Origin of the sequence: Nocardia higoensis (assembly GCF_015477835.1) — a bacterium.
Taxonomy (GTDB): Bacteria; Actinomycetota; Actinomycetes; order Mycobacteriales; family Mycobacteriaceae; genus Nocardia; species Nocardia higoensis_A.
Map to the genome: position 1 here is coordinate 532,713 of NZ_JADLQN010000003.1, position 23,924 is coordinate 556,636.

Genomic DNA, 23,924 nt, shown 5'->3' on the forward strand with positions numbered 1-23,924 from the left:
GACGACAGCCGGTGGGCGGCGCGTCGGCGCGGGTTCGGCGGCGGCCGTTCCGGTCGGGCGATGCTGCGACTACGCTAGCGGAATTGTGGAACCCGTCTACCGGACGATCATCGGCTTGGCCCGGACCGTCTTCTTCGCCCAAGGCCTGAAGTTCACCGTCACCGGCGCCGAGCACATCCCGGCCCGGGGTGGCGCGGTGATCGCGATCAACCACACCGGCTATCTCGATTTCACCTACGCGGGCCTGCCCGCGCGCCGGGTGAAGCGCTATGTCCGGTTCATGGCCAAGAAGGAGGTCTTCGACAATGCGATCTCCGGCCCGATCATGCGCGCGCTGAAGCACATTCCGGTCGACAGGGTGGCGGGGGCCGATTCCTACCTCGCCGCCGTCGACTACCTGAAGCGCGGTGAACTGGTCGGCGTCTACCCCGAGGCGACGATCAGCCGTAGCTTCGAGATCAAACAGTTCAAGTCCGGCGCCGCGCGCATGGCGATCGAAGCGGGCGTGCCGATCATCCCCATCGTGATCTGGGGCGCGCAACGGGTCTGGACCAAGGGGCATCCGAAGCGTCTCGGCCGCACCAACACTCCGATCTCGATCGCGGTGGGCGAGCCGATCGCGCCGAACCTGCCGCCCGCGGAGCTGACCGAGGTGCTGCGTTCCACCATGCAGCGGCTGCTGGCCGGATTGCAGGAGAGCTACACCCACGAGCCGGGCGCCTACTGGGTACCGGCCCGGCTCGGCGGCAGCGCGCCGACGCTGGCCGAGGCCGACGCGCTCGACGCCGCCGAGATCGCCGAACGCCATGCCAAGCGGGCCGCGGCAGGCGACTGATTGTCACCGCCACCGTCCACCGCCCGGTGACCAGGCGATTTTGTGCCCGGCCGCCGGACGGCTAGAGTTCTCGATCGCACGGCCGTAGCGGCCGGGCACGCGGATGTAGCGCAGCTGGTAGCGCATCACCTTGCCAAGGTGAGGGTCGCGGGTTCGAATCCCGTCATCCGCTCCACCGGAGCAGTTTCTCCTCGACGTGCCGTGGGCCGCGTCACCTCCGCAATCATCGCAGCGGTACGCTGACGGTCCGGGCTCGACAGCAGCGCATCCAGGAGTACTCCTATGGGTAAGGGCGAGAAGGTGTTCCCCTCGGCGGCGACACGAACCACCACCATCGGCGTGCGCGTGCCAGCGCGGTACGACCAGCTCGTCATGTTGCGCGCCCTGGCCGAGACCGTCGCGTTGATCGCCGATTTCGGCATCGACGAGGTCGCCGACATCCGCTTGGCGCTCGACGAGGTGGCCACCGCGCTCATGCAGGACGCGGTACCGGGCACCGATCTGGACTGTTCGCTCGCCTACGGCGAGGCATCGATGGACATTTCCGTCACCGCCCGCACCCGCACCGAGGACGGCCCGGACCGCACGGGGTTCGGCTGGCACATCCTCACCACCCTCACCGAATCGGTGTCGATCGACACCGGCCCCCGCGACGTCTCCGGCGGTTATCTCACGACCGTGCGGTTCCGCTGGTCGCGCGGTCGCGCCGATGCCTGACGCCGTTCCTGCCGATCCGGCGGAGCCGGAGGTCAGGGGCTACCAGGACCTGGAACCCGAGTTCGCCGAGCTGGCCGCCCTCGAGGAGGATGATCCGCGCCACCGTGCGCTGCGCGAGGATCTGATCGAGCGTTGCCTGCCGCTGGCCGAGCACATCGCCCGCAAGTTCAGCGGCCGCGGGGAGAACTTCGAGGATCTCCTGCAGATCGCCCGGGTCGGCCTGGTCGCGGCGGTGGACCGCTTCGACCCGACGCAGGGCGCGCCGTTCCTGGCCTTCGCGGTGCCGACCATCATGGGCGAGGTGCGCAGGCACTTCCGCGATCACACCTGGTCGGTGCGGGTGCCGCGCAGGCTCAAGGAACTGCAGGCGACCCTGAACCCGGCGATCGAGACGCTGACCCAGCGGCTCGGGCGGGTCCCGAGAGCGCGGGAGATCGCCGAGGAACTCGATGTCGACATCGCCGAGGTGACCCAAGCGCTGGTCGCGCGCAATGCCTACCAGACTTCCTCGATCGACGGTTCGGCGAGCAGCGAGGAATCCGGGATGCCCGGGCTGGCCGAGACGCTGGGCGAGGAAGACCCCGAATACAGCACGGTGGAGAACTATCTCGCGGTCCGACCGCTCATCGCGGCGCTGCCCGAACGCGAGCGCCTGGTGCTGGAAATGCGCTTCTTCCAATCGATGTCGCAGGATCAGATCGCCAAGCAGCTCGGCTGCTCGCAGATGCAGGTGTCGCGCATCCTGTCGCGCACGCTGAAGAGCTTGCGCGAGCAGGCATTGCGCGACTGACCGCGACCGGCACCGACCGCGACCGAGCTGCCCCCGGCCCGGTCGGCGAGTTCAGTGTGCGCTGCCCGACGAGGTGAAGCCGCGCAGGCGCAGACTGTTGCTTACCACGAAGACCGAGGAGAAGGCCATCGCCGCGCCCGCCAGCATCGGGTTGAGCAGCCCGGCCATCGCCAGCGGGATCGCGGCGACGTTGTAGGCGAAGGCCCAGAACAGATTGGCCTTGATGGTGCCCAGGGTGCGCCGCGACAGCCGGATGGCGTCGACGGCGGCGCGCAGGTCACCGCGCACCAGCGTCAGATCGCCCGCCTCGATCGCCACGTCGGTGCCGGTGCCCATGGACAGGCCCAGGTCGGCCTGCGCGAGCGCGGCGGCGTCGTTGACCCCGTCGCCGACCATCGCGACGACCTTGCCCTCGTCCTGCAGTCGCCGCACCACCTCCGCCTTGTCCTGCGGCAGCACCTCGGCGATCACCTCCTCGATGCCGACCTCGTCGGCGATGGCGCGCGCCACGGACGCGTTGTCGCCGGTCACCATGACCGGCGTCAGGCCGAGGTCGATCAGTTGCGAGATCGCTTGCGCGGAGGTGGGTTTCACCGCATCGGCGACCACCAGGACACCGCGCGGCGCGAGGCCGCCCGCGGGGGAGTCCCAGGCGATCGCGACGGCGGTGCCGCCGCTGTGCTCGGCGGCCGTGAGCGCGTCGGCGAGTTCACCGGTCAGCGGCACCCCGCGATCGGCGAGCAGCCGGGCCCGCCCGATCAGTACCCGGCGCCCGTCCACGACGCCCTCCACGCCCAGGCCCGCCAGGTTGGCGAAGTCGCGTACCTGTTCGAGCTCGCCGGTCTTCTCGCGGGCGGCGTCGGCGACGGCGCGGGCGATCGGATGTTCCGAGGAGTGCTCCAGCGCGCCCGCCAGCGCCAGTACCTGGTCGGCGTCCTCGCCCTCGGCGGGGATCACCTCGCGCAGGGTCATCTTGCCGGTGGTGACGGTGCCGGTCTTGTCGAGCAGGATGGTGTCCACCCGCCGGGTCGATTCCAGCACCTCGGGCCCCTTGATCAGCACTCCGAGCTGCGCGCCACGACCGGTGCCGACCAGCAGCGCCGTCGGGGTGGCCAGACCGAGGGCGCAGGGGCAGGCGATGATCAGCACCGCGACCGCCGCGGTGAACGCCGCAGCCACCGAGCCGCCGGTGCCCAGCCAGAAGCCGAGCGTGGCGACCGCCAGCGCGATGACAACCGGTACGAACACCCCGGAGATCCGGTCCGCCAGCCGCTGTGCCTGGGTCTTGCCGGTCTGTGCCTGCTCCACCAGCCGCGCCATCTGGGCCAGCTGGGTGTCGGCGCCGATCCTGGTGGCGCGCACCACCAACCGGCCGCCGACATCGACCGTCGCCCCTGTCACCGCGTCCCCGACGCCGACCTCGATCGGCACCGACTCACCGGTCAGCATGGAGGCGTCCACGGCGGAGGCGCCTTCCACGACCACGCCGTCGGTGGCGATCTTCTCGCCCGGCCGCACCACGAATTCGTCGCCGACGGCGAGCTGTTCGATCGGGATCCGCTGTTCGGTCTTCCCGCGCCGGACGGTGACTTCTTTCGCGCCGAGTTCGAGGAGCGCGCGCAGCGCCGCCCCCGCGGTGCGCTTGGACCTGGCTTCGAAGTAGCGCCCGGCCAGCAGGAAGGTGGTCACGCCCGCGGCGGCCTCGAGGTAGATGTTGCCGCTGCCGTCGGTCCTGGCGATGGTGAGATCGAACGGGTGGGTCATGCCCGGCGTGCCCGCCGTGCCGAGGAACAGCGCGTACAGCGACCAGCCGAAGGCGGCCAGTGTGCCGATCGACACCAGGGTGTCCATGGTGGCCGCGCCGTGCCGGAGGTTGACCCAGGCGGCGCGGTGGAACGGCAACCCGCCCCACACCACCACCGGAGCGGCCAGTGTCAGCGACAGCCACTGCCAGTAGTCGAACTGCCAGGGTGGAACCATCGCCAGCGCGATCACCGGGACACTCAGCAGCGCCGAGACGATCAGGCGCTGCCGGAGCGCGTCGGTGGGGTCGGCGGGTTCGGCCTGCGCCTGCGCGGAAGCGGCGGAGGCGGGCGGCGCGGGCAACTCGGCGGTGTAGCCGGTGGCCTCGACGGTGGCGATGAGGTCCTCGGGCGTCAGATCGCCGGTGATCTCGACGGCGGCCTTCTCCGTCGCGTAGTTGACCGTGGCCGTCACGCCCTCGAGCCGGTTGAGCTTCTTTTCGATGCGGTTGGCGCAGGAGGCGCAGGTCATCCCGCCGATCTGCAGTTCGATCAGCTGGGGGGCCTGCTGCGACAGTGTGAGGGAGGCGGTGCTCATGGGGTGCTCCGTTCGATGTGGCACGGGTGCGGCTCAGTGGCCGTGGTCGCCGTGCTGGTCACCCGGCAGGGTGCTCGGTGTCCCAGGGGGCGGCGTGGTCGGGACGGTGGCGCCCACCGGCCGGTCCTGCGACGCGAAGGGCACCGTCACGGTGAATTCGGCGGTGCGCACGACGCCTTCGTGCTGGAAGTCCAGGAACAGGCGGTAGTCACCCGGGCTCGGCGCGGTCACGGCGAAGGTGATGCCGGGGCCGGCGGGGGTTGCTCCGTCGCCGGGATGTCCCTCGGGGTGGACGTGCAGGTAGGCGAGGTCGGCGCCGCGCAAGGCTACCAGGTGGCCGTAGGCGCCGAGGTAGGGCTCGAGGTCGGTGACCGGGCGTCCGTCGCGCGCGACCGAGAGGGTGACCGTCGATTCAGCGCCGGGGGTGAGCGTGCCGTCCAGGGTCACGGTGTAGCCGCTCGCGGTGGCGGTGTTCGCGGGGGCGGGCAGCGGTCGTGGCGCGTAGTCGCCCGCGACGTGCAGGTCGGCGCCCAGCGTGAGGTTCTCGCCGCCCTCGGGCACGAAGTCGGCGAACACCCGGTAGTCGCCCGCGCGGCTCAGGTCCACCGGCACGCTCCAGGTGCCGTCCGCGCCGAGCACGGGGTGCACGTGCTGGAAGGCGGTCAGATCGCGGCGGACCACGATGAGGTGCAGTTCCTTGTCGTGACTGGTGGTGTAGCGGGTGAGCGGAGCGCCGCTCTCGTCGAGGATGCGTAGCCGCAGTGGCGCCCCGGCGGTGGCGGGCGGCTGCTCCAGTCGCAGGGTGTAGCCGGCGTCGGTGACGAGCAGGCCGCCGGGCGTGGAATCGGCGCTCGGCGCATCGTCCGCCGTGGCGTGGGTGTCGTGGCCGTCGGAGTCGGTGGTGGAGCCGGTGGGGCCGACCAGCGCGCCGATCCCGAGCGAGACGGCGAAGACCGCGGCGATCCCCGCGGCGAAGCCGGCGAATTTGGCGGTGGTGTTCATGCGAGGTCACCGGCTGCCGTGGTCGCGCAGGTCCTCGGGCTGCTCTGCGGGCGCATCGCACACTCCTTCGGTCGATGCCAAATACATGGCGGAGAACTGGTCCGACCGGAGGGGCCCGATGATTCGGGCGGTACCGCCGGTCGATTCCGACGATACCCCCCTGGGGTATTTTGTCAAATGTCGGCGGCGGCGCCGCCGGGCTGGGTGGACAGGCGGATTGAGGCGCCGTGCAGGTGGCGCGCGGTGGGGGAGGTGGGCACGTTCGCGGGATCGGGGCAGGTCCCGAAGAGTCGGTCGGCGGTGCCGGAACTGGTCACCGTGAACCAGAAGTGCTCGTTCTTGTAGTGGTGATGGCGGTGATTGCGCCAGATCGCCCGGTAGGGCGCGTGCCGCGGCTTGTAGTCGGTGTGGATCAAGAAATGCGTCCACTCGTAGCAGAGCCCGAGTGCCGCCACGGTGAGCAGGAAGGTCAGGCCGAGGCCGAGGCGCGGGAAGGCGAACACCGCGATCGCCACCAGCGCGGCGACGACGACGAGCAGCGAGCGGGTCGGGATGAAGATCAGCGGGATGTCGCGCGGGTCGACGTGGTGCTCGCGGTGTTTGCGGGCCAGCTCGTAGTCCAGCCGGACCGGCCCGATCCGCTTGGGCCGCCAGTGCAGCACCGAGACGTGGATCACCCATTCGACGACCGGGAACGCCGCCAGGATCACCAGCGGCACCAGCGCGTCGGTCGGCTGCCAGTCGCCGACCGCGACGCGTGCGACCGACGTGACGGCCAGTGTGCTCCCGATCAGCCAGGGGGAGGGGTGACGGGCGAATTCGGTCAGGGCGGCGCGCAGGGTCATCCCCCGGCGGGTGGTCGTCGCGGTCATGAGGGCACCTCGCTGTGCGTGTCTTCGGATTGTGCGAACGCGGATTGTGTGGACGTGGGGGTCTCGGCTGCGGCGATGGCGCTGTCCAGTGCCGCGATCAGGCTGGTGGTCGCGGGTGCGAGGAGGGTGTGCGCGCGCTCGGCGGCAGCGGCGCCGTCGCCGGCCAGCACCGCCTCGGCTACCGCGCGATACCCGGCGGCATTGCCCACCTCGAGTGTCATGAGGGGCGCGAGCGCGGCGAGCGCGGGCTCGTAGGCGGCGCGCAGCATGTTGTTCATCAAGCGGAACACCAGCGAGTCGGCCGCGTCGACCAGGTGCTCCCAGAATTCGAGCGCGTGCACTTGCAGGGCGATCGGCTCGGTGTCGTTCGCCAGCGCGGTGAGGCTCGTGTCGAGGGTGCGGCGCAGGCGCTCGCGGTCCGCGGGCCGGGTGCGCAGCGCGGCCAGTTCGGCCACTTTCGGCGCATTGTGCAGGCGGGCCTCGAGAATGCTGCGGGCCACGGTGGGGTCGACGGTGCCCTGCCGGATCAGCAGCCGCGGCAGTATTTCGAGGCCGGAGCCGCGCCGGTAGTCCAGCACTGTGGTGGTGTCGCCCTGGCGGACCGCGACCAGCCCGGCTCCGGCCAGCCGCTGGAGTGCCTCGCGCACCGCGGGCCGGGACACGCCCAGTGCCTCGGCGAGCTGCCGTTCGCTGGGCAGCGCCGAACCGGGGGCGCGTTCACCGCTGAGGACTTCGTCGGCGATCTGCTCGAAGACCTCCGCCGACACCGATCGTTTGACCACTGGTTGCAACGCCATGCGCTCACTCTGCGCCGGACTGGTCAGCTGGTCAAGTGGTAATACCAATATTTCGAGGTGATCTGCGTTGTTTCGAGTTGTTCCGAATGGTTGCGGCAACCGCTCGGTCAGCTCGGGTCGGAGCCCCGGATCGCGGTCAGCCACACGGCGGCCGCCGCCGCCACACCGAGCGCGCCGACGAACGCGCCGAGTCCGCCGCCGTCGAGGTACACCCACAGCAGGGCGGCGATCGGGGCGGCGACGGCGGGCTGGGCATCCAGCAGCAGTCGCCGGGACAGGCGGTTCGCGGTGCGAGCCCGCTGCTCGGCGTCCGGTGCGGGCCGGACCGGGTTGTCGATCAGCCGGCCGACGGGTTCGGTGTCACGCGCCCGTCCGGCCGGGAACATCCGTAGGCCCCCGGCCTCGATCTGTCGCGCGTCCACCAGCCCACCGCATTCGGTCAGGGTCGCCAGTTCCGGGGCGAAGTAGACCGGTAGCCACCACCGGCCCCGCTGCCCGGAAGCGCCGAATTCCAGCCACGACCGGCTCGCCAGCCGATGCTGCTGACGGACACGGCGCACCGGAACCGGCGAGTTCCGTACCTCGTCGGGCAGCCCGTGCGGCAGGACGCCGAACGCCCTGGCCAGCCGAATCACGCTGTAGCCGAGCACGACCAGCGCCACCGCCGCGGCCCCCGCGCGTTGATCGGTGTCGCCGAACGGCAGTACCGCCGCGCATACGGCCAGCGCGGCAACGGTCACGCCGAGCGGATAGGCGAGCGGGCGCGCCCGCCCGCCCGTCCGGGAGATCACGGCAGGAAGCCGACTGCTGTCCAGTCCGGCGACTGCAGGCCGAACGCGCCCCAGTTGGCGAGTTCGGTGCGCTGGGCGACGAGGCCGACGGACTGCATGAGCGGCAGCGAGAAACCGAGCTCGAAGATCATCCGGTCGGCTTCGTTGGCCATCTCGATCGCCTTGTCCGGGTCGAGTTCGGAGATGATGCGGTCGATGAGTTCGTTGAGTTCCGGCGAGCCGATCCTGCCCTTGTTGCTCAACGGGTTGGCCGGGTCGTAGGCGTAGATCTGCGGCAGCGCGCCGAGCGGGAAGATGCTCTTCTCCCAGACGAAGTTCGCGATGTCGAAGTTGCCCGGATCGATGACGTCGGTGAACAATCCGTTGCCCGGATAGGTCTCGATCTTCAACCGCACGCCGACCTGGGCCAGATTCTGCTGGGCGATCTGCGACATCTGCACCCAGGTCTGCTGCTGGTACATGACGATGCGCAGTTCCAGCGGCCGCCCGTCCTTGACCCGCACGTCGCCCGCACGCACCCAGCCGAGGGCGTCGAGCTCGCGCTCGGCGGCCGCCGGGTCGAAGGCGACCGCCTGCGCATTGTCCTGGTAACCCTTCTGCCCGTCGAGGTACAGGTGATTGTTCAACGGCTTCGGGTCGGCGACGAGGCCGTTCTGGATGGCCGAGGCGATGGCCTGGCGGTCGATGGCCTTGGAGACGGCCACCCGCAGGCGGGCGTCTTCGAGGATGGAGCCCGGCGCGCCGTTGAAGGTCATGTGCGAGAACCGCAGCGCGGGCGCGCGCCGCACCACCAGGCCCGGCGACTGCGAGGCGGCGGTCGCCTCGTCGAGGCCGGAGATGTCCGCGGCGTCGAGTTCGTTGTTCTGCAGCGCGTTCAACCGGGCCGCGTAGTCGAGCACGCTGAAGGTGATGGTCTCCAGCTTCGGCGGGGCGCCCCACCAGGAGGGATTGCGGCTCAGCACAATGCGCTGCTGGGCGCGGTCGATATCGGTGACCAGGAACGGCCCGGCGGACACGCGCGGCGCCTGCCGGTCCAGATTCTCGAAGGCCTCCGGCGATCCGGTGGTGGCCTTCGGATAGAGCGGGTTGAACATGCCCTGCCATTCGGCGTAGTGATCGAACATGGTCACGATCGCCTGCCGGTCGTCGACGCCGCGCTCGACCGAGGCGATGCGGCTGTAGCCCTGGGTGGCCGAGACCCGGTAGACGGGATCGCGTCCGCTCAACGCGTTCGCCTGGGAACGCAGATCTTCCCAGGTGATGGGCGTGCCGTCGGACCAGACCGCCGCGGGGTTGATGGTGTAGGTGATCTGCTGGGGCTGCGTGCCGGTGAGCTGGACGTCGGTGAAGTAGTTGCGGTCCACCGAGAGCCGGCCTGCCGCGTCGGCGGTCACCGTGCCGGGCAGCGTTGGCGCCAGCACATCGGCCACTTCCCCGTCGGCGTCGACGTGCAAGGTGTTGAAGGTGGCGGGGAAGGCGGTGAGCGTCAGCCGCAGATTGCCGCCGTCGCGCAGTTCGCCCGGATCGCGCGGGTTGATGTCGCTGGTCGATCCGACGGCGGACTCGCCGAGGAGTTCGCCGGTGTCGGCGCTACATGCCGCCAGGACCAGACCGATCGCGAGCATCGGGCCCGCGAATCGCATGGCCGACCGTATCTTCATCGTCGCCTCCCTGAATGTCGCACCGTGCGCGAGCTGTTCGGACTCACCGGACGAAGCCGATGGCGGTGTAGTCGTAGGTCGCCAGGCCCGGCGAGCCGAAGTTGGCCAGATCGGCGCGCACGCCGTAACTGCCGTCCCACTGGTACAGCGGCAGCGAGTGACCCTCGGCGAACACCGCCCGGTCGACCTCGTTGGCCAGCTCGATCGCCCGCCGCGGATCGAGCTCGGACAGCGTGGCCTCGATCAGCTCGTTGAGCTCCGGCGAACCGATCCGCCCGAAATTGTTCTGGGTGTTGTCCGGATAGAGCCCGTAGGTCTGCGGCACGCTGCTGAGCGGGAAGGCGTCGCCCTGGAAGATGAACTGGGCGGCGTCGAAATCGCCGGGCTGGATGACATCGGTGAAGAAGCCCGCCCCCGGCCGGGTGTCGATCTGCAGGCGCACCCCGATCCGCGCCAGATCGTCCTGGATGATCCGCGCGATCTGCACCCAGGTCGGGTCGTCGTACATGACGTCGCGGATCACCAGCTCGCGCCCGTCTCTGACACGCACGTCGCCTCGGCGCAGCCAGCCGAGCGCGTCGAGTTCGCGTTCGGCGGCCGCCGGATCGAAGGCGGGGGCATTGTCCTGATAGCCCTCCTGGCCCTGCAGGTAGATGTGGTTGTTCAGCGGCGTCGGCGATTCCACCAGCCCGTTCTGCAGGGCCGAGGCGATGGCCTGCCGGTCGATCGCCTTGCCGATCGCGACCCGCACGCCCTGATCGGCCAGGATCGAACCGGGCGCGCCGTTGAAGGTGATGTGACGCCAGCGATTGCCCGGTGCGCGCCGCACCTGCAGCCCCGCGGTGTCGCGGACGAGCAGCACCTCGTCGACGGTGTTGAGTGGCGAGACGTCCAATTCGTCGTTCTGCAGGGCGGATACGCGCGCGACGCTGCTGAGCACGCTGAAGGTGATCGTGTCGAGCTTGGGTGTGCGGCCCCACCACAGCGGGTTGCGTTCGAGCACGATGCGGCCCTGGGCCCGGTCGGTGGAGCGGATGCGGAACGGGCCCGCGGTCGGCCCCATCTCGTCGGTCAGGCTCTCGTTGAAGGCCTGCGGGTCGGCGGTGACCGACTTCGGGTACAGCATCGCGTTGCCGGCGAACTGGCCGCGCCATTCGGCGTAGGGCCGCTCGAAGGTGATCACCGCCTGACGCTCGTCCACGCCCCGCTCCACTCGGGCGACCCGGTCGAAGCCGTTGGTCATGGCGATCTGGAACCGGGGGTCGCGCCCGCTCAGCGCGGCGGCCTGGGAGGCGATGTCGGCCCAGGTCACCGGGCTGCCGTCGGACCACACCGCCTTCGGGTCGATCGTGTAGGTGACCTGCTGCGGGTCGGTGTTCGTCAGGGCGACATCGGTGAAGAAGTCGGTGTCGACAGTGAGCCTGCCCGCCGTGTCGGAGACGAACGAACGCGGCATCATCGCATGGGTGATGGAGGCGATATCGCCCTCGTTGCCGTCGATCGACAGGGTGTTCCAGTTCGCCGGGAAGGCGGCGATCGACAGTCGCAGATTGCCGCCCTCGGCGACCAGGTCGCGCTCGACCGGATTGATGTCGCTGGTACTGCCGATCGCGTCCGACAGGCCCTCGGCGGATCGGTCCTGCGCCGAACAACCCGCCAGGGTGGCCGCGAACAGCGCGCCCGCCGCCAGCCCGGCCAGGAGCCGCGATGTGCGGTTGCCCATGGTCTACCTCCTATCGCGACAGCGCCGGTGTCGGCACCGCGTCGATCAGCGCTCGCGTGTACGGGTGCCGCGGGTCGCCGAGCACCTGCTCGGCCTGCCCGGATTCCACGATCTTGCCCCGGTGCATGACCGCGATGTCGTGCGCGAGATTGCGCACCACCGACAGATCGTGCGAGACGAACAGGTACGACAGCCCGCGATCGGCCTGCAACTGCCGCAACAGATTCAGCACGCCCGCCTGGATGGACACATCCAGCGAGGACACCGGCTCGTCGAGCACCAGCAGCTCCGGATCCAGCGCCAGCGCCCTGGCGATGCTGATGCGCTGCTTCTGCCCGCCGGAGAAATCGGCCGGATAGCGTTCGGCGTGCTCGGGACGCAAACCCACCAGCTCGAGCAGTCGCGGCACCCGCCGCGCGATCTCCTCGCGCGATCGCCCGTCGATGCGCAGCGGCTGGGCCAGCACGTCCGAGATCGGCAATCGGGGATCCAGCGCCGCGGTCGGATCCTGGAAGACGATCTGCATCTTGCGCCGCAGCTGCCGCTTCTGCGCCGAGGTGAGGGTGGCGACATCGTGGCCGAGCACCTCGATCCGGCCCCGCTCCGGCGGCACCAGATCCAGGATCTGGGTCAGTGTGGTCGACTTGCCGGACCCGGACTCGCCGACCAGCGCCAGCGTGCGGCCCGCGCGGACCTCGAAGTCGATCCCGTCGACTGCCCGCACCTCGCCGGTGCGCCTGCGCAGGATCACCCCCGAGGTGAGCGGGAAGGTCTTGGCCAGATCGGTCACGCGCAGGACTACCGGCGGGGCCGACAGCACGCTGCCCGCCGCGCTCGCTGTGGCGTGGGGGTCCGCTGAGGCGGGGGCCGCGGCTGCGGTCCGTGTACCAGAAGTCGCGGCGCGGGGATCTCGCCCGGCATCCACGCCGCCGTCGGTGTCGGCGTCAGCGGTGCTGGAAACGGCTGTGCCGGAGCTGCTGGAGCTGATCTCGGGGCCTCGAGCGGCCTCCGGCCCGTCGCCGGTGTGGTCGAGCTCGCGGCGATACGCGGTGAACAGGTCGGTGGCGGTCAGCTCGCCGGTGCGGATGCAGGCGGCGAAGCCGCGGTCGCCGGTCGCCGTGAGTACCGGATCGGTGGCGCGGCACTCGTCGATCGCGACCGGGCAGCGCGGGGCGAACGCGCAGCCGGGCGGCAGAGCGTGCATCGCGGGCGGTGCGCCGGTGATGGGGACGAGCGGGCTGCGCGCGGGACTGTCCATCCGGGGGATCGAGCCGAGCAGACCCACGGTGTAGGGCATGCGCGGTTCGGCGAACAGATCCGCGGCGGGGGCCGTCTCCACCACCCGCCCGGCGTACATCACCGCCACCCGGTCGGCCAGGGTCGCGGCGATACCCATGTCGTGGGTGATCATGACGACGCCCGCGCCGGTGATGTCGCGGGCGGTGCGCAGCAGGTCGAGGATCTGCTTCTGCACGGTCACGTCGAGCGCGGTGGTGGGCTCGTCGCACAGGATCAGGGCGGGATCGTTGGCGATGGCCATGGCGATCACCACGCGCTGGCGCATGCCGCCGGAGAATTCGTGCGGGAAGCTCTTCGCGCGCACCGCCGCGTCCGGGATACCGACCAGATCCAGCAACTCCACCGCGCGCGCGGCGGCCTGCTTGCGGTTCATCCGGCCGTGCGCGAGCAACGCCTCCGCCACCTGATCGCCGACCCGGTACACCGGGGTCAGCGCCGAGAGCGGGTCCTGGAACACCATGCTGATCGAGCGGCCGCGCAGTTTCGACATGGGCCGGTCACCCAGGCCGATCAGCTCGCGTCCGCGCAATCGGATGGAACCGCTCACCCGAGCCTGATCGGGCAGCAGGCCGATCATCGCCAGCGCCGATACCGACTTGCCCGACCCGGACTCGCCGACCACGGCCAGCACTTCACCCTCGCCGACGGTCAGATCGACACCACGCACGGCGTCGATGCGGCCCTCCTCGCCGGGGAAGGACACCCGCAGGTCGCTGACCTCCAGCAGTGCGCCCGCCCGGTCGCCGCTTGTCCCGCCGGTTCCGGTGTCGTCCGCGGTGACCTCGGGGATGCCGCCCTCGGGGGTCCTGTCGCTCATGCCTTCGCCCGCTTCCGTTTACGCGCGCCCTTGGCGCTCGGGTCGAACGCGTCGCGCAGCCCGTCGCCGACGAGGTTGGCGCACAACACCACCGTGACCAGGAAGCCGCCGGAGAACAGGAACAGCCACGGATAGGTCAGCGCCGAGGCGGTGCCGTCGCGGATCAGCGTGCCCAGCGACACGTCCGGCGGCTGCACACCGAAACCGAGGAAGCTCAAACCGGTTTCGGCCATGATCGCCGCGCCCACCGAGAGAGTGGTGTCGATGATGAGGATCGAGGCGATGTTGGGCACGATGTGGGTGGCGATCACCGTGCGGGTCGGCGCGCCCATATAGCGGGCCGCGCGCACGAACTCGCGTTCGCGCAGGCTCATCGTCAAGCCGCGCACGACGCGTGCGCTGATCATCCAGCCGAACACGCTCAGCAGCACCACCAGCAACGCGATCCCGCCGCCGCCCTTCACCTTGGGCGCGAACAGCATGATGATGATCGTGGAGGGCACCACCAGCAGCAGGTCGACCAGCCACATGACGGCCCGGTCGGTCCAGCCGCCGAGCAGCCCGGCGACCGACCCCGCGATCGCGGCCAGCGCGGTGCTGAACACCGCCACGCAGAACCCGATGATCAGCGACTTCTGGGCGCCGCGCAGGGTCTGGGCGAGCACATCGTGACCGATCGGGTCGGTGCCGAAGGGGTGATCCGGGCTCGGCGGCTGCCGCAGGGCGGTGCGGTCCTGGTCCAGGTAGTCGTAGGGCAGGAAATGCGGCAGCACGAAACTGGCGACCACCAGCAGGATCAGCACCACCGCCGCCGTCACCGCGGGCTTGTTGCGCAGGAAGCGCCGCCACACCAGCGCGCGTCTGCCGGTGGCCGCCTGTGGCGCTCCGGCGACGATGATCTCGGCTTCGGTCACCTCGGCCCGCCTCTCGTATCCCGGCGCTCGCCGCCCCGGCCGCTCATCCGACTCGCACCCGAGGATCCAGCACGGCGTAGACGATGTCGGACAGCAGTCCCGACACCAGCACCACCACGCCGGTGAACACTGTCACCGTCACCACCACGTAGATGTCCTGGGCGTTGACCGAGTCGACCAGCCATTCCCCGACGCCGTGCCAGCCGAAGATCTTCTCGGTGAAGGTGGCCCCGGTGATCAGGCCGCCCAGGCTGTAGGCGAACAGCGTCGCCATCGGGATCAACGCGGTGCGCAGGCCGTGCTTGTACAGCGCGCGCTGCCTGGTCAGGCCCTTCGCCCGCGCGGTGCGGATGAAATCGCTGCCCAGCACATCGAGCATGGCGTTGCGCTGGTAGCGGCTGTAGCCCGCCATCGCGCCCAGCGCCAGCGCCAGCGTCGGCAGCACCAGATGCTGGAGCCGGTCGAGCAGTTGCGGCCACAGTCCCTCGATCCGATGCGCGGAGGTCTCGCCGGTGTAGAGGAAGATGCGCTGACCGGTCAACGAATTGATCTCCAGCGCACCGTATTTCAACAGCGTGGCGAGCAGGAAGATCGGCGTGCTCAACAGCACCAGCGAGACGATCGTGGTGAAGTAGTCGCTGAATTTGTACTGGCGTATCGCGCCGGCCGCGCCGATCAGCACGCCCAGCACCGTGCCCAGCACCGACCCGATGACCAGCAGCCGCAGACTCACCCCCACCCGTCTGCCCAGCTCCTCGCCGACGGGCTGCCCGGCGAGCGTTGTCCCGAAGTCGCCGCGGACCGCGCCGCTCACCCAGGTCAGATAGCGCTGCGGGATCGGCTCGTCCAGGTGCAGTTCGGCGGCCTTGGCGTCGATCACCGACTGCGGCGGTCGCGGATTGCGCTGTTCGAGGCTGTCCAGCGGGCGGAAGGTCAGGCCGGCGACGGCGAAGGTCAGGAACGAGGCCAGCAGCAGCAACACCACGTAGTTCGCGGCGCGTCGCAGCAGGAAGCCGATCATCAGGTTGTGGTCCTTCGCCGGGCTGGCTCACTCGTTCGGGTGGGGATGCGGGTATCGGACCCTGATCATAGGGACGAGGGCCGATGCGCGTGCGGGACTGTCGCGGGTCGGGCATGTCCGGCCCGGCGGCTTCGCAACCGGTCCGAGACGCTTTTCCGGCAGTATGGACAAGTGACCCGCCTGCACATGCCTCCGCCCAAGATGGTCGCCACCGACGTCGACGGCACCCTGATCGATCACGACGAACGGGTCAGCGACCGCACCAAGGCGGTCGTGACCGCTCTCGTCGCCGACGGTGTGCCGTTCGTGCTGGCCACCGGGAGGCCGCCGCGCTGGGTCGATCCGATCGTCGAGGGCCTCGACCACGCGCCGCTGTGCGTCTGCGCCAACGGCGCGGTGATCTACGACAGCGCCACCGACCGGATCATGGCCGCCTACACCCTCGGCGTCGAGACCCTCGCCCTGGTCGCCGAGATCGCCGAACGGGTGTTGCCCGGATGCGGCCTGGCCGCCGAACGGGTCGGCGCCTCCGCTCACGACGCCGCGACCCCGCAGTTCGTGAGCGCCCCGGAATACGAACACGCCTGGCTCAACCCCGACGACACCGCGGTCGCGCGGCACGAGGTGGTCGCCGCGCCTGCCATCAAACTGCTCATCCGGCTACGCGGCGCCGACAGCGGTCGGATGCGCGCGGCGCTGGCCCCCTACGTCGGCGACCGCGCCGACATCACCTACTCGACCGAACACGGCCTGATCGAACTGTCCGCGCCCGGCATCACCAAGGCCTCCGGCCTGGTCACCGTGGCGCAGCGGCTCGGCATCGACCAGGACGGCGTGATCGCCTTCGGTGATATGCCCAACGACGTGCCGATGCTGGAACTGGCCGGGCACGGGGTGGCGATGGCCAACGGGCACGCGGAGGCCATCGCCGCCGCGAACGAGGTCACCGCGACCAACGTCGACAACGGCGTGGCCCGGGTGCTCGAACGGTGGTGGACGTAGTCCCGATCCCGGGGTCCCGCTGTGCCCCAACGGTTTCGGCCCCCACAGTTGCGGCGGCGCTCTGGTAACGTCCCGCGGTTCTGCCGCGGACGGCCGGTGGGGCGGGAGCGAGGGTGAGATGGGAATCGGCAGCTGGTTCGGCAGGCGCGGACGCGGCGGGGACGCGCAGCGGGAGTTCGGGCGACTCGCGTTGTCGATCGTGCGGGCCCTCCCCGGTGTCGCCGGAGCGGAGTTCGACGAGCGGGAGTTCGTGATCCGCTACGGCACCTCGGACGGGCAGGTGTTCCACCTGGGGTTGACCACGCCGTTCCGGCGCTGTCGTGGTGCTACGGGGGCCGCCGCCCACCAGGTGCTCGAGCCCTACGTGCGCGGTCTGGTGGCCGCTGTGGGGTCGGGCCCGGCGCAGTCCTGGGAAGCTCTCGCGCCGCGTCTGCGTCCGGTGCTGCGGCAGGCAGGCATCCTCTCGACCCGGGTCCAGGGGTACAGCCTCGCCGAGAACACGCTGTGGCGGCCGGTCGTGGCGGGACTGATGGAGCGGGTGGTCATCGACGCCCCGGCGGCCATGACCACGGTGACACCGCACGATCTGACCACCTGGGGCGTCGACGCGGAGACGGTGTTCGCCACCGCCCGCGCCAACCTGGCCGGCCTCGCCCGAGCCACTGTCGAAGCGTTCGGGGCCAAGGACGACCCGATTCTGTACCTGGCCGACGAGGACGGTGATCTCTACGCGGGCGCGTTGCCGCTGCTGCCCGGGTGGATCGGCGCGCTGCGCGACAGGTACGGCTGCGAGGTGATGGCGTTCGTCGCGGGCAATACCGGTGTCCTCGCCGGTGCGGTCACCTCGCCGCAGCGTGCCGCCGAGCTCGTCGAATTCGCGCGAGAACTGTACGAAGAGGCGGATCGGCCGGTCTCCCCGGTGCCTTACACCGCTGATCAGCACGGTCGGCTGGTTCCCTTCCGGGTGCCGCCCGGGCATCCGGCCTGGCTCGGGATCCGGTCGGCGGAATCGACGCTGGCCGCCTCGGTCTACCGGGACCAGTACGGCGGGCTGCGCGCCGACCTCGAGGCCGAGGTCACCGACCTGTTGCCCGGGCAACTACTGCATGTCAGCGATCGGGACGGCGTCGAGTCCACCATGACTCCGTGGGTCGATGCCGTGCCGACCTTGCTGCCGCGCGCCGACCGCGTGGTGCTGACCTCGGCGGAGTCCGGCGCCGCCGTCGAGGTCGCCTGGGCGGACCTGGCGCGCGAACTGGCATTGCGGCCGGTACCGGGATTGTTCCCGGAGCGCTACCGGGTCGAACGTCATCCCGACCCCGCGACCGTGGCGCGGCTGGCGGCGGCGTACGCGTCATGATCGGCGGGGGATCGGAGTGCTGCCCACGCGCAGGATCGCTTGCCCGTCGCAGTAGTGCCGACCGCAGGTGCCAGGCGCCCGGCGGGAAGTGGACCGCCGTTCCGAGGCCGGGACCAACAGGCGGGCGCGAGGTTCTGTGGGGACCGGCGGCCGAGGCGAGGGCAGCGCTTGGCGGGCGCGAGGTTCTGTGGGACCGGGCGGCCGGGGAAAGGCAGCGCTAGGCGGATGGGACGGCTGTGGGACCGGCCGTCGGGGGAACGGGCCCGTCCCCGCCGGGAACCGGGACAGCGCTGTCGGGTGCTGATTCCGGGAGCGGCCCCTCGGGCAGGGGAGCGGCGCCTGCGGGAGCTGGGGCGGGATCTTGTTCCGGTGCCGGGGGAGCAGCCGGTGTCGGCACGGCATCGGCGGGCGTCGGCACCGTGTCCGCGGGCGTCGGCGCGGCGTCGGCTGGGGCAGCCGGTGCGTCGGCGGGCGGTACGTCGGCTGGGGCGGGCGCGGCGTCGGCGGGCGGTGCCTCGGCCGGGGCGGGAGCGCCTTCGGGTTCCGCGTCGGGATGGCGGCCCATCTCTTCCTGGAGCGTGTCGTTGTAGGTCTTCCAGACCGTGGTGACGATGCCGGTCAGCTGATTCAGGATGAGCGAGCCGTTCTGGAAGTCCGAGCGCAGACCCTCGGGCACCGGGTAGGGGCTCGACAGCGGCAGGCCGAGAATGCCGGAATCCGCGCCCATGGCGAGGAACCGGTCGAGGATCGCGCCCGCCACCTCCACCGCGTTGCCGTACGGGGCGGTATAGACGTAGCCGTTGACGAACTTCGCGTACTGCTGGCCCTGCGCGGCGGGCATCGGCTCGGAGGCGGCTTCGCCGAGGGGGCCCGCCGGGCCGCCGGTGGCGGCGTAGTGCTTGGCGATCAGATTGTCGTTGACCATGTTCAGCAGCCGGGCGGTGAGCTGGGCGAGCGCGGCCAGATCGGATCCGACGCGCCGCGGTTCGGAGGAGCCGGGTGTGCCCGCGGCGATCTCGCGGATGCGATCCATCATCCCGTAGGCGGCATCGCCGGGACAGGTGGTGTAGCCGACGTCGCGGTGCGCGAACACGATCGGCAGATCCACCTCCTCGCCCCGCGCGTACGGGGTGAACTCGGTGCCCTCCGACCACATAGTGGTGTGGCCGAGGGGGTCGAGCCCGGCGACCCGGGTGCGCCAGCCGATGAACGAGCCGATCGACTGGATCGCGGCCTCCGTGGGCGGCACCGACTCGTGGTTGCCCATGAGCGCCACGCCGGAGGTGTTCTCGTTGAACCCACCCGCGTGCGCGCCCTGCACCGGGCGGTCGAGCCCGCCGCGCCTGCCTTCGAAGATCTGGCCGTACTTGTCGACCAGGGCGTTGTAGCCGATGTCGCACCAGCCGAGCGTCTGCGAGTGATAGGTGTAGATCGCGCGGACGATGCCCGCCGATTCGGCGCGGTCGTAGTCGTTGCGGCCGGCCGTGTGGTGCACGGTGACGCCGCCGAGGCCGTCGTCGTAGGTGGGATCCTGGCAGTTGATGGATTCGTCGGCGCCCCACTGGCTGCGGGTGATCACGTTCGGTCCGCCGCCGGGCAGCGCGGCGGCGACTTCGTGCAGCGAGGCGTCGAGCGCGCCGCGGCCGGGATCGATGAGTATCGCGGTGAGATCGTCGATCGCCTGCGCCGGATCGAACTCGGGATGCGCGATGGGTGCGACCGGACCGGATCGCTCTGGGCTGCTTGGCGTTTGCGGATCCATAGCAGCGGGTTTGCGGCTGACCAGGATCTGCACCGAGGTGGTGTCACCGACGTAGATCGGCTCCGTGCCGCTGGTGGGCTTCGCCGCAGCCGCGGCGCCCGCGCCCGCGTCCACCGGTTCGGCCGGATACCACTGGCCCCAGCCGCCGTCGGCGCCGCGCGCGCGGATCATCGCGGTGGTGCCCGACAGGTCCGGCGCGGTGAGCGCGACCATGCTGAACGGGGTCTCCCTGGACAGCTCCTTGACCTGGGCGCCGAGCTGGTCGAGCAACTCCTGCGGCAACACGCCGGGCGCGAGCGCGGGCGAGTCCGGCGTGATGCCCTCGGGGAGGTCGCCCGGGGCGGCGATGGCCTTCGGAGCCGCCGCCTGGTCGGGCGCCGCACCGGGAACAGGCAGGTCAGTGGCGGTTCTCGGGAGTTCGCGGAGGTCGGACAGGCGGAGGTCGGGAAGGTCGAGTCCGCTCAGTTCGCGCAGCGGGAGGGTGATGTCGGCAGCCTGGTTCAGGACTACTTGCGCCAGCTGGGCGGGTACCCCGACCGTCTCCGATCCGTTGGCGGGGCGGACCTCCGCCGAGTCGCTCATCGTCAGCGCTGCCAGTGGGGCGGCGACCGCCAGGGTGGTCACCATCGGTAGCACGAAGGAACGTTTCGGCTTGGGGTACGGCACAGGTCTCTCCCATCGGATCGAACAGTGATCAGGCGCTGGATCGGGGTTGTGTCCGGAAAGAACAGCCATCACACTGGTTCACATTCACCACAAATATAAACCTATGGTTTAGGGTTAGATTAGTGATTGCTCGAATGTAGCCCCTGGGGTGCGGCCGGTCCGGGAGACATGCCGACGAGGTGGGAGTGTGACGATGCGTAGCAGTGGGCGTGACGGACAACAGAACGACTGTGGACCGCTAGTCCGGACCCGGCGCCGAACGCGACTTCGGAACCGGGGCGGACCCCCGACGATCCGACTGCGACCGGTGGTGCTCACCGGCGCGACGGCACTGCTGATCGGCGGCGCGCTCGCCGCCACCGATCCGCCTGCCGCACATGACTATTCACCCCTGTCCGGTCCCGGACACGGCCGCGGCATGAGTCAGGCGGGTGCTTTCGACAGCGCCACCGAGGGCAGTACCGCGGAGCAGATCCTGGCGCACTACTACCCCGGCGCGACCATCGGCACGATCGGTCCCACCACCCTCGCGGTGCGATTGACCGGTCTCGACGACAGGGCACTGGACGCCTACGCCGAGGCGGGCGCCCGGGTGGCCGGACGAGTCCTCGAACCAGGGCAGGTCGCGCACCTGACCCCGCTGCCCGACGGCGGCGCGAACGTCGTGGTCACCATCGGGTGCGACGGCGACGAGGTCTGGCAGACGGCGACATCGGATCCGTGGCTCTATCCGCTCGACCCGAAACCGGCCCGTCCGGCCGCGGAACACCTGACCGTCTGCGGAGGAGGTGCTTACCGGGGCGCGCTCGGCGTGGCCCTCGAAGACGGCGCGTTCCGGACGGTGAACCGGGTCGACGTCGAGGACTACCTGCTGGGCGTCGTGCCCGCCGAGATGCAGGCGAACTGGGCCGACAAGGGCGCCAACGAAGCCCTGCGCGCCCAGGCCATAGCGGCCCGGTCCTACGCGCTGGCCGAGACGCGCTATCCCTACGCGCAGACCTGTGACAGCACCGACTGCCAGGTCTACCCCGGCACCGAACGGGAAGATCCGCGCTCGGGCGCCGCCGTCGCGTCCACCGCCGGTCGGGTCCTCCTGCGCGACGGGCACATTCTGCGCGCGGAGTACTCGGCGGCGCCCGGCGGCGGCAGTCCCGCCGACATCCAGACCTTCGAGGTCGGGCCCGCCCCCGCCGACCTCGAGATCGTCCGCCCGCCGGTGGGGCCCGGCGACATCGTCCCCGATGCCGCGGTGACCACCGAGGGCCCGACGGCGATCGACATCGAATACGAACGCATCGGTGGTCCCGCGAGCTCCCTCGGCGACCCGCTCGGCCCGGAGGGGGAACTCCCGCAGCACGCGGGCACCTACCGGCTGTTCACCAACGGTGTGATCATCGTGACCGAACTGCTCGGCGCCCAGGTCGTCGACTTCACCACGCTGCTGGAGATGATCCCGGGCACCGACCTCCTGGACACACCGACCGAGGTCACTCCCGGCGGGGCAGGCCCGGCGCAGGTCGGCCCGGCAGAGGCCGACTCGGCGGGAGTCGGTCCGGGAGAAGTCGGTCCGGCGGAAAGTGGTCAGGCCCTGGGTTCGGTACCGGTGGAGAACCGGTTCGCCATTCCGCCGATCGAGGCGGTGACTCCGACCGGCGCGCGGATGTCTCCCCCTCCCGCAGGCTGATCCGGTCCGTCCCTGCGAGGCGCCCGAGCAGGCGGATTCGCGTGCGGTTCCCGCTGCCTGACCGCATCGCGACTCGGCGTGGCCGAGCGGCGGTCATGGTCGTGACGGCTACCGGATCGGCCCGCCGCCCCGGCGCATGCGGCGAACCCAGGAAAAGAGGCTTGACCTTGACGTAGCGTCAATTTGCAGACTGGTTTCACCGAGAAGATCGGGGAAGGAGAACCGGTCATGGCGACGGACACCCGCACCGGGGAATGGTCGATCCAGAACCTGGCACGAGCGGCGGGCACCACCAGCCGGACGCTGCGCCACTACGGGCAGCTCGGGCTGTTGCCGCCCAGCCGGATCGGCGCCAACGGATACCGATATTACGACCAGAACTCCCTCCTGCGGCTGCAACGCATCCTGCTGCTGCGCGAACTCGGCCTCGGCCTGCCGGTCATCGCCGAGGTCCTCGCGGGCGAACAGGACACCGCCGCCGCGCTGCGCACCCATCTGGGCCTGCTGAAACAGGAACAGGAGCGGATCGCGCGGCTGATCGACTCGGTGCGGACCACGTTGCACAAGACGGAAAGAGGTGAGCAACTCGTGGCAGCAGAGGTTTTCGACGGCTTCGACCACTCGCGATACAAGGACGAGGTGATCGAACGCTGGGGCGAAGAGGCCTACACCAGCGGCGATGCCTGGTATCGATCGTTGACCGACGAGCAGAAGCAGCGGTTCGGGCAGGACTGCCTCGATATCGCCGCCGACTTCGGCAGGGCGCACGCCGCGGGCCTGCCGGTCGACAGCGAGGAGGTGCGCGCCATCACCGCCCGCCACCACGACTGGATCGGGCTGGGCTGGCGGCACCGGGAAGTGACCGCGGACGCGTTCATCGGCCTGGGCGAGATGTACGTCGCCGATCCCCGGTTCGGCGCGAACTACGACAGGCACGGCGAGGGCACGGCCGCCTATGTCCGTGACGCCATGAAGTCCTACGCCGAGGCGGTGCTGCGCTAGGACGCGGCGGTGTCGGTCGAAGGGGCGCCGGTCCGGTGACACCGGATCGGTCCCGGCGATCGATACCGGGAGCCGACTGTGAACAAGAACGCCCGCGCGGGAATCTCGCGCGGGCGTCGCCGTTTGCGTCACGGGTCCCGGACGCACGCGGCCCTGCGGTTGCGCATACTTGGTCCGTTCGCGCCCGACATCGTGCGGAGCCGAGCCGTTGCGTCGTCGCGTATCAGGAGGAACCCTCATGAGCCAGGGTGTGGTCAGCTCCACCGGGCCGGGCGGCGTCGCCGCGACGGTTGCCGTCTGGTTCGCCGTGCTCGCCGCCGCCGCGAACCTGATCAGCCTGCTCGTCCTGGGCGGGTCGTTCGTCACCGATTCCGGTGTCTACGACAACTCCCTGGCGGTGTCCACCGTGCTCGGCGCGGCTCTGCTCGCCGGTGTGTTCGCCTACGGCGCGCTGCGGATGTACCGCGGGGAAGAGGAAGGTCGCGTGACGGTCCTGCTTGGCGCGGGCGCGTGGCTCGCCTTCGCCCTCGTCGGTCTGCTCACCTCGCTGTCCGGCTACGAGTCCGACTACGGCGTGCACTGGTCGCAGCCCGGCGGCACCGCCGTCGACGTCGCCATCGCCACCGCCGGCCTGCCCGGCGTGATCGACGCCCTCGTGCACGGCGCCTGGCTCCCGAGCGCTGCCGCGGTGATCCTGCCGTTGATCGTCGTGCTGGTCACCGCCGCGCCGGCCACCACACGCTGGTTCGCGCGCGCCGACCCCGGGGTGGCGCGCGCCGGGCGGTGAGGTGCGGTCCGCTTGTCGAGAGGGAACCACGACGACCTATCCGCCGTACCACCAGCCGGGTCCGCGTCAGCCCGCGCCGGGC

19 protein-coding genes and 1 tRNA gene are annotated in these 23,924 nt (G+C 70.4%); 9 read left to right on the top strand and 11 right to left on the bottom strand.

Annotated elements, in window-relative coordinates:
- Positions 1 to 85: 85 nt before the first annotated feature.
- From IU449_RS20270 to IU449_RS20285, 4 genes are all read left to right on the top strand, one after another.
- Positions 86 to 835 carry a lysophospholipid acyltransferase family protein gene (locus IU449_RS20270; protein ID WP_195003667.1) on the top strand — a complete coding sequence of 250 codons (750 nt, stop codon included), beginning with the start codon at positions 86 to 88 and terminating at the stop codon, positions 833 to 835.
- 99 nt (positions 836 to 934) lie between these two features.
- Positions 935 to 1,010, top strand: a tRNA-Gly gene (locus IU449_RS20275).
- A 107-nt stretch (positions 1,011 to 1,117) separates the two neighbouring features.
- Positions 1,118 to 1,552: an ATP-binding protein gene (locus tag IU449_RS20280; RefSeq protein ID WP_195003668.1), complete on the top strand. Its 435-nt coding sequence runs from the start codon at positions 1,118 to 1,120 to the stop codon at positions 1,550 to 1,552.
- Complete coding sequence (locus IU449_RS20285) at positions 1,545 to 2,342, top strand: RNA polymerase sigma factor SigF (protein WP_195003669.1); 798 nt, start codon at positions 1,545 to 1,547, stop codon at positions 2,340 to 2,342. The genes IU449_RS20280 and IU449_RS20285 overlap by 8 nt, the downstream gene beginning before the upstream one ends.
- 51 nt (positions 2,343 to 2,393) lie before the next feature.
- On the opposite strand, the gene IU449_RS20290 is transcribed toward IU449_RS20285, so the two are convergent.
- The 10 genes from IU449_RS20290 to IU449_RS20340 form a co-directional block, all read right to left on the bottom strand.
- Positions 2,394 to 4,682: a heavy metal translocating P-type ATPase gene (locus IU449_RS20290; RefSeq protein WP_195003670.1), complete on the bottom strand. Its 2,289-nt coding sequence runs from the start codon at positions 4,680 to 4,682 to the stop codon at positions 2,394 to 2,396.
- Positions 4,683 to 4,715: 33 nt separating this feature from the next.
- A complete protein-coding gene (locus IU449_RS20295) occupies positions 4,716 to 5,684 on the bottom strand; it encodes a hypothetical protein (RefSeq protein ID WP_228805218.1) in 969 nt (322 codons plus the stop codon).
- 173 nt (positions 5,685 to 5,857) lie between these two features.
- Positions 5,858 to 6,556, bottom strand: coding sequence for a sterol desaturase family protein (locus IU449_RS20300; protein ID WP_195003671.1), 699 nt, complete (start codon positions 6,554 to 6,556; stop codon positions 5,858 to 5,860).
- Positions 6,553 to 7,353, bottom strand: coding sequence for a FadR/GntR family transcriptional regulator (locus IU449_RS20305; protein WP_195003672.1), 801 nt, complete (start codon positions 7,351 to 7,353; stop codon positions 6,553 to 6,555). Before IU449_RS20305 ends, IU449_RS20300 begins: the two co-directional genes overlap by 4 nt.
- A 107-nt stretch (positions 7,354 to 7,460) precedes the next feature.
- A complete protein-coding gene (locus IU449_RS20310; protein WP_195003673.1) occupies positions 7,461 to 8,144 on the bottom strand; it encodes a hypothetical protein in 684 nt (227 codons plus the stop codon).
- Positions 8,141 to 9,805, bottom strand: coding sequence for an ABC transporter family substrate-binding protein (locus IU449_RS20315; protein ID WP_195003674.1), 1,665 nt, complete (start codon positions 9,803 to 9,805; stop codon positions 8,141 to 8,143). Before IU449_RS20315 ends, IU449_RS20310 begins: the two co-directional genes overlap by 4 nt.
- Positions 9,806 to 9,848: 43 nt before the next feature.
- Entirely contained in the window at positions 9,849 to 11,528 is a 1,680-nt protein-coding gene (locus IU449_RS20320; protein ID WP_195003675.1) for an ABC transporter family substrate-binding protein, read from the bottom strand.
- Positions 11,529 to 11,538: 10 nt separating this feature from the next.
- Positions 11,539 to 13,644, bottom strand: a complete 2,106-nt coding sequence (locus IU449_RS29180; RefSeq protein ID WP_228805220.1) for an ABC transporter ATP-binding protein — start codon at positions 13,642 to 13,644, stop codon at positions 11,539 to 11,541.
- The gene (locus IU449_RS20335; RefSeq protein ID WP_195003676.1) at positions 13,641 to 14,558 is read right to left on the bottom strand and encodes an ABC transporter permease; all 918 of its coding nucleotides are present in this window, start codon (positions 14,556 to 14,558) and stop codon (positions 13,641 to 13,643) included. Before IU449_RS20335 ends, IU449_RS29180 begins: the two co-directional genes overlap by 4 nt.
- Positions 14,559 to 14,601: 43 nt before the next feature.
- Positions 14,602 to 15,579 carry an ABC transporter permease gene (locus tag IU449_RS20340; RefSeq protein WP_195003677.1) on the bottom strand — a complete coding sequence of 326 codons (978 nt, stop codon included), beginning with the start codon at positions 15,577 to 15,579 and terminating at the stop codon, positions 14,602 to 14,604.
- Between the two features lie 186 nt (positions 15,580 to 15,765).
- Between IU449_RS20340 and IU449_RS20345 the strand changes: the two genes are divergently transcribed.
- Together IU449_RS20345 and IU449_RS20350 are read left to right on the top strand one after the other, a co-directional pair.
- Positions 15,766 to 16,581: an HAD family hydrolase gene (locus IU449_RS20345; RefSeq protein WP_195003775.1), complete on the top strand. Its 816-nt coding sequence runs from the start codon at positions 15,766 to 15,768 to the stop codon at positions 16,579 to 16,581.
- Between the two features lie 118 nt (positions 16,582 to 16,699).
- The gene (locus IU449_RS20350; protein WP_195003678.1) at positions 16,700 to 17,941 is read left to right on the top strand and encodes a hypothetical protein; all 1,242 of its coding nucleotides are present in this window, start codon (positions 16,700 to 16,702) and stop codon (positions 17,939 to 17,941) included.
- A 217-nt stretch (positions 17,942 to 18,158) separates the two neighbouring features.
- Here the strand turns inward: IU449_RS20350 and IU449_RS20355 are convergent, their stop codons facing one another.
- Complete coding sequence (locus tag IU449_RS20355; RefSeq protein WP_324188344.1) at positions 18,159 to 20,369, bottom strand: N-acetylmuramoyl-L-alanine amidase; 2,211 nt, start codon at positions 20,367 to 20,369, stop codon at positions 18,159 to 18,161.
- A 307-nt stretch (positions 20,370 to 20,676) separates the two neighbouring features.
- Between IU449_RS20355 and IU449_RS20360 the strand changes: the two genes are divergently transcribed.
- The 3 genes from IU449_RS20360 (at position 20,677) to IU449_RS20370 (ending at position 23,842) form a co-directional block, all read left to right on the top strand.
- On the top strand, positions 20,677 to 22,053 hold the full coding sequence (locus IU449_RS20360) for a SpoIID/LytB domain-containing protein (RefSeq protein WP_324188345.1): 1,377 nt from the start codon (positions 20,677 to 20,679) through the stop codon (positions 22,051 to 22,053).
- A gap of 228 nt (positions 22,054 to 22,281) precedes the next feature.
- Positions 22,282 to 23,055 carry a MerR family transcriptional regulator gene (locus IU449_RS20365; RefSeq protein ID WP_195003680.1) on the top strand — a complete coding sequence of 258 codons (774 nt, stop codon included), beginning with the start codon at positions 22,282 to 22,284 and terminating at the stop codon, positions 23,053 to 23,055.
- Between the two features lie 238 nt (positions 23,056 to 23,293).
- Positions 23,294 to 23,842 carry a hypothetical protein gene (locus IU449_RS20370; protein ID WP_195003681.1) on the top strand — a complete coding sequence of 183 codons (549 nt, stop codon included), beginning with the start codon at positions 23,294 to 23,296 and terminating at the stop codon, positions 23,840 to 23,842.
- Positions 23,843 to 23,924 lie beyond the last annotated feature (82 nt).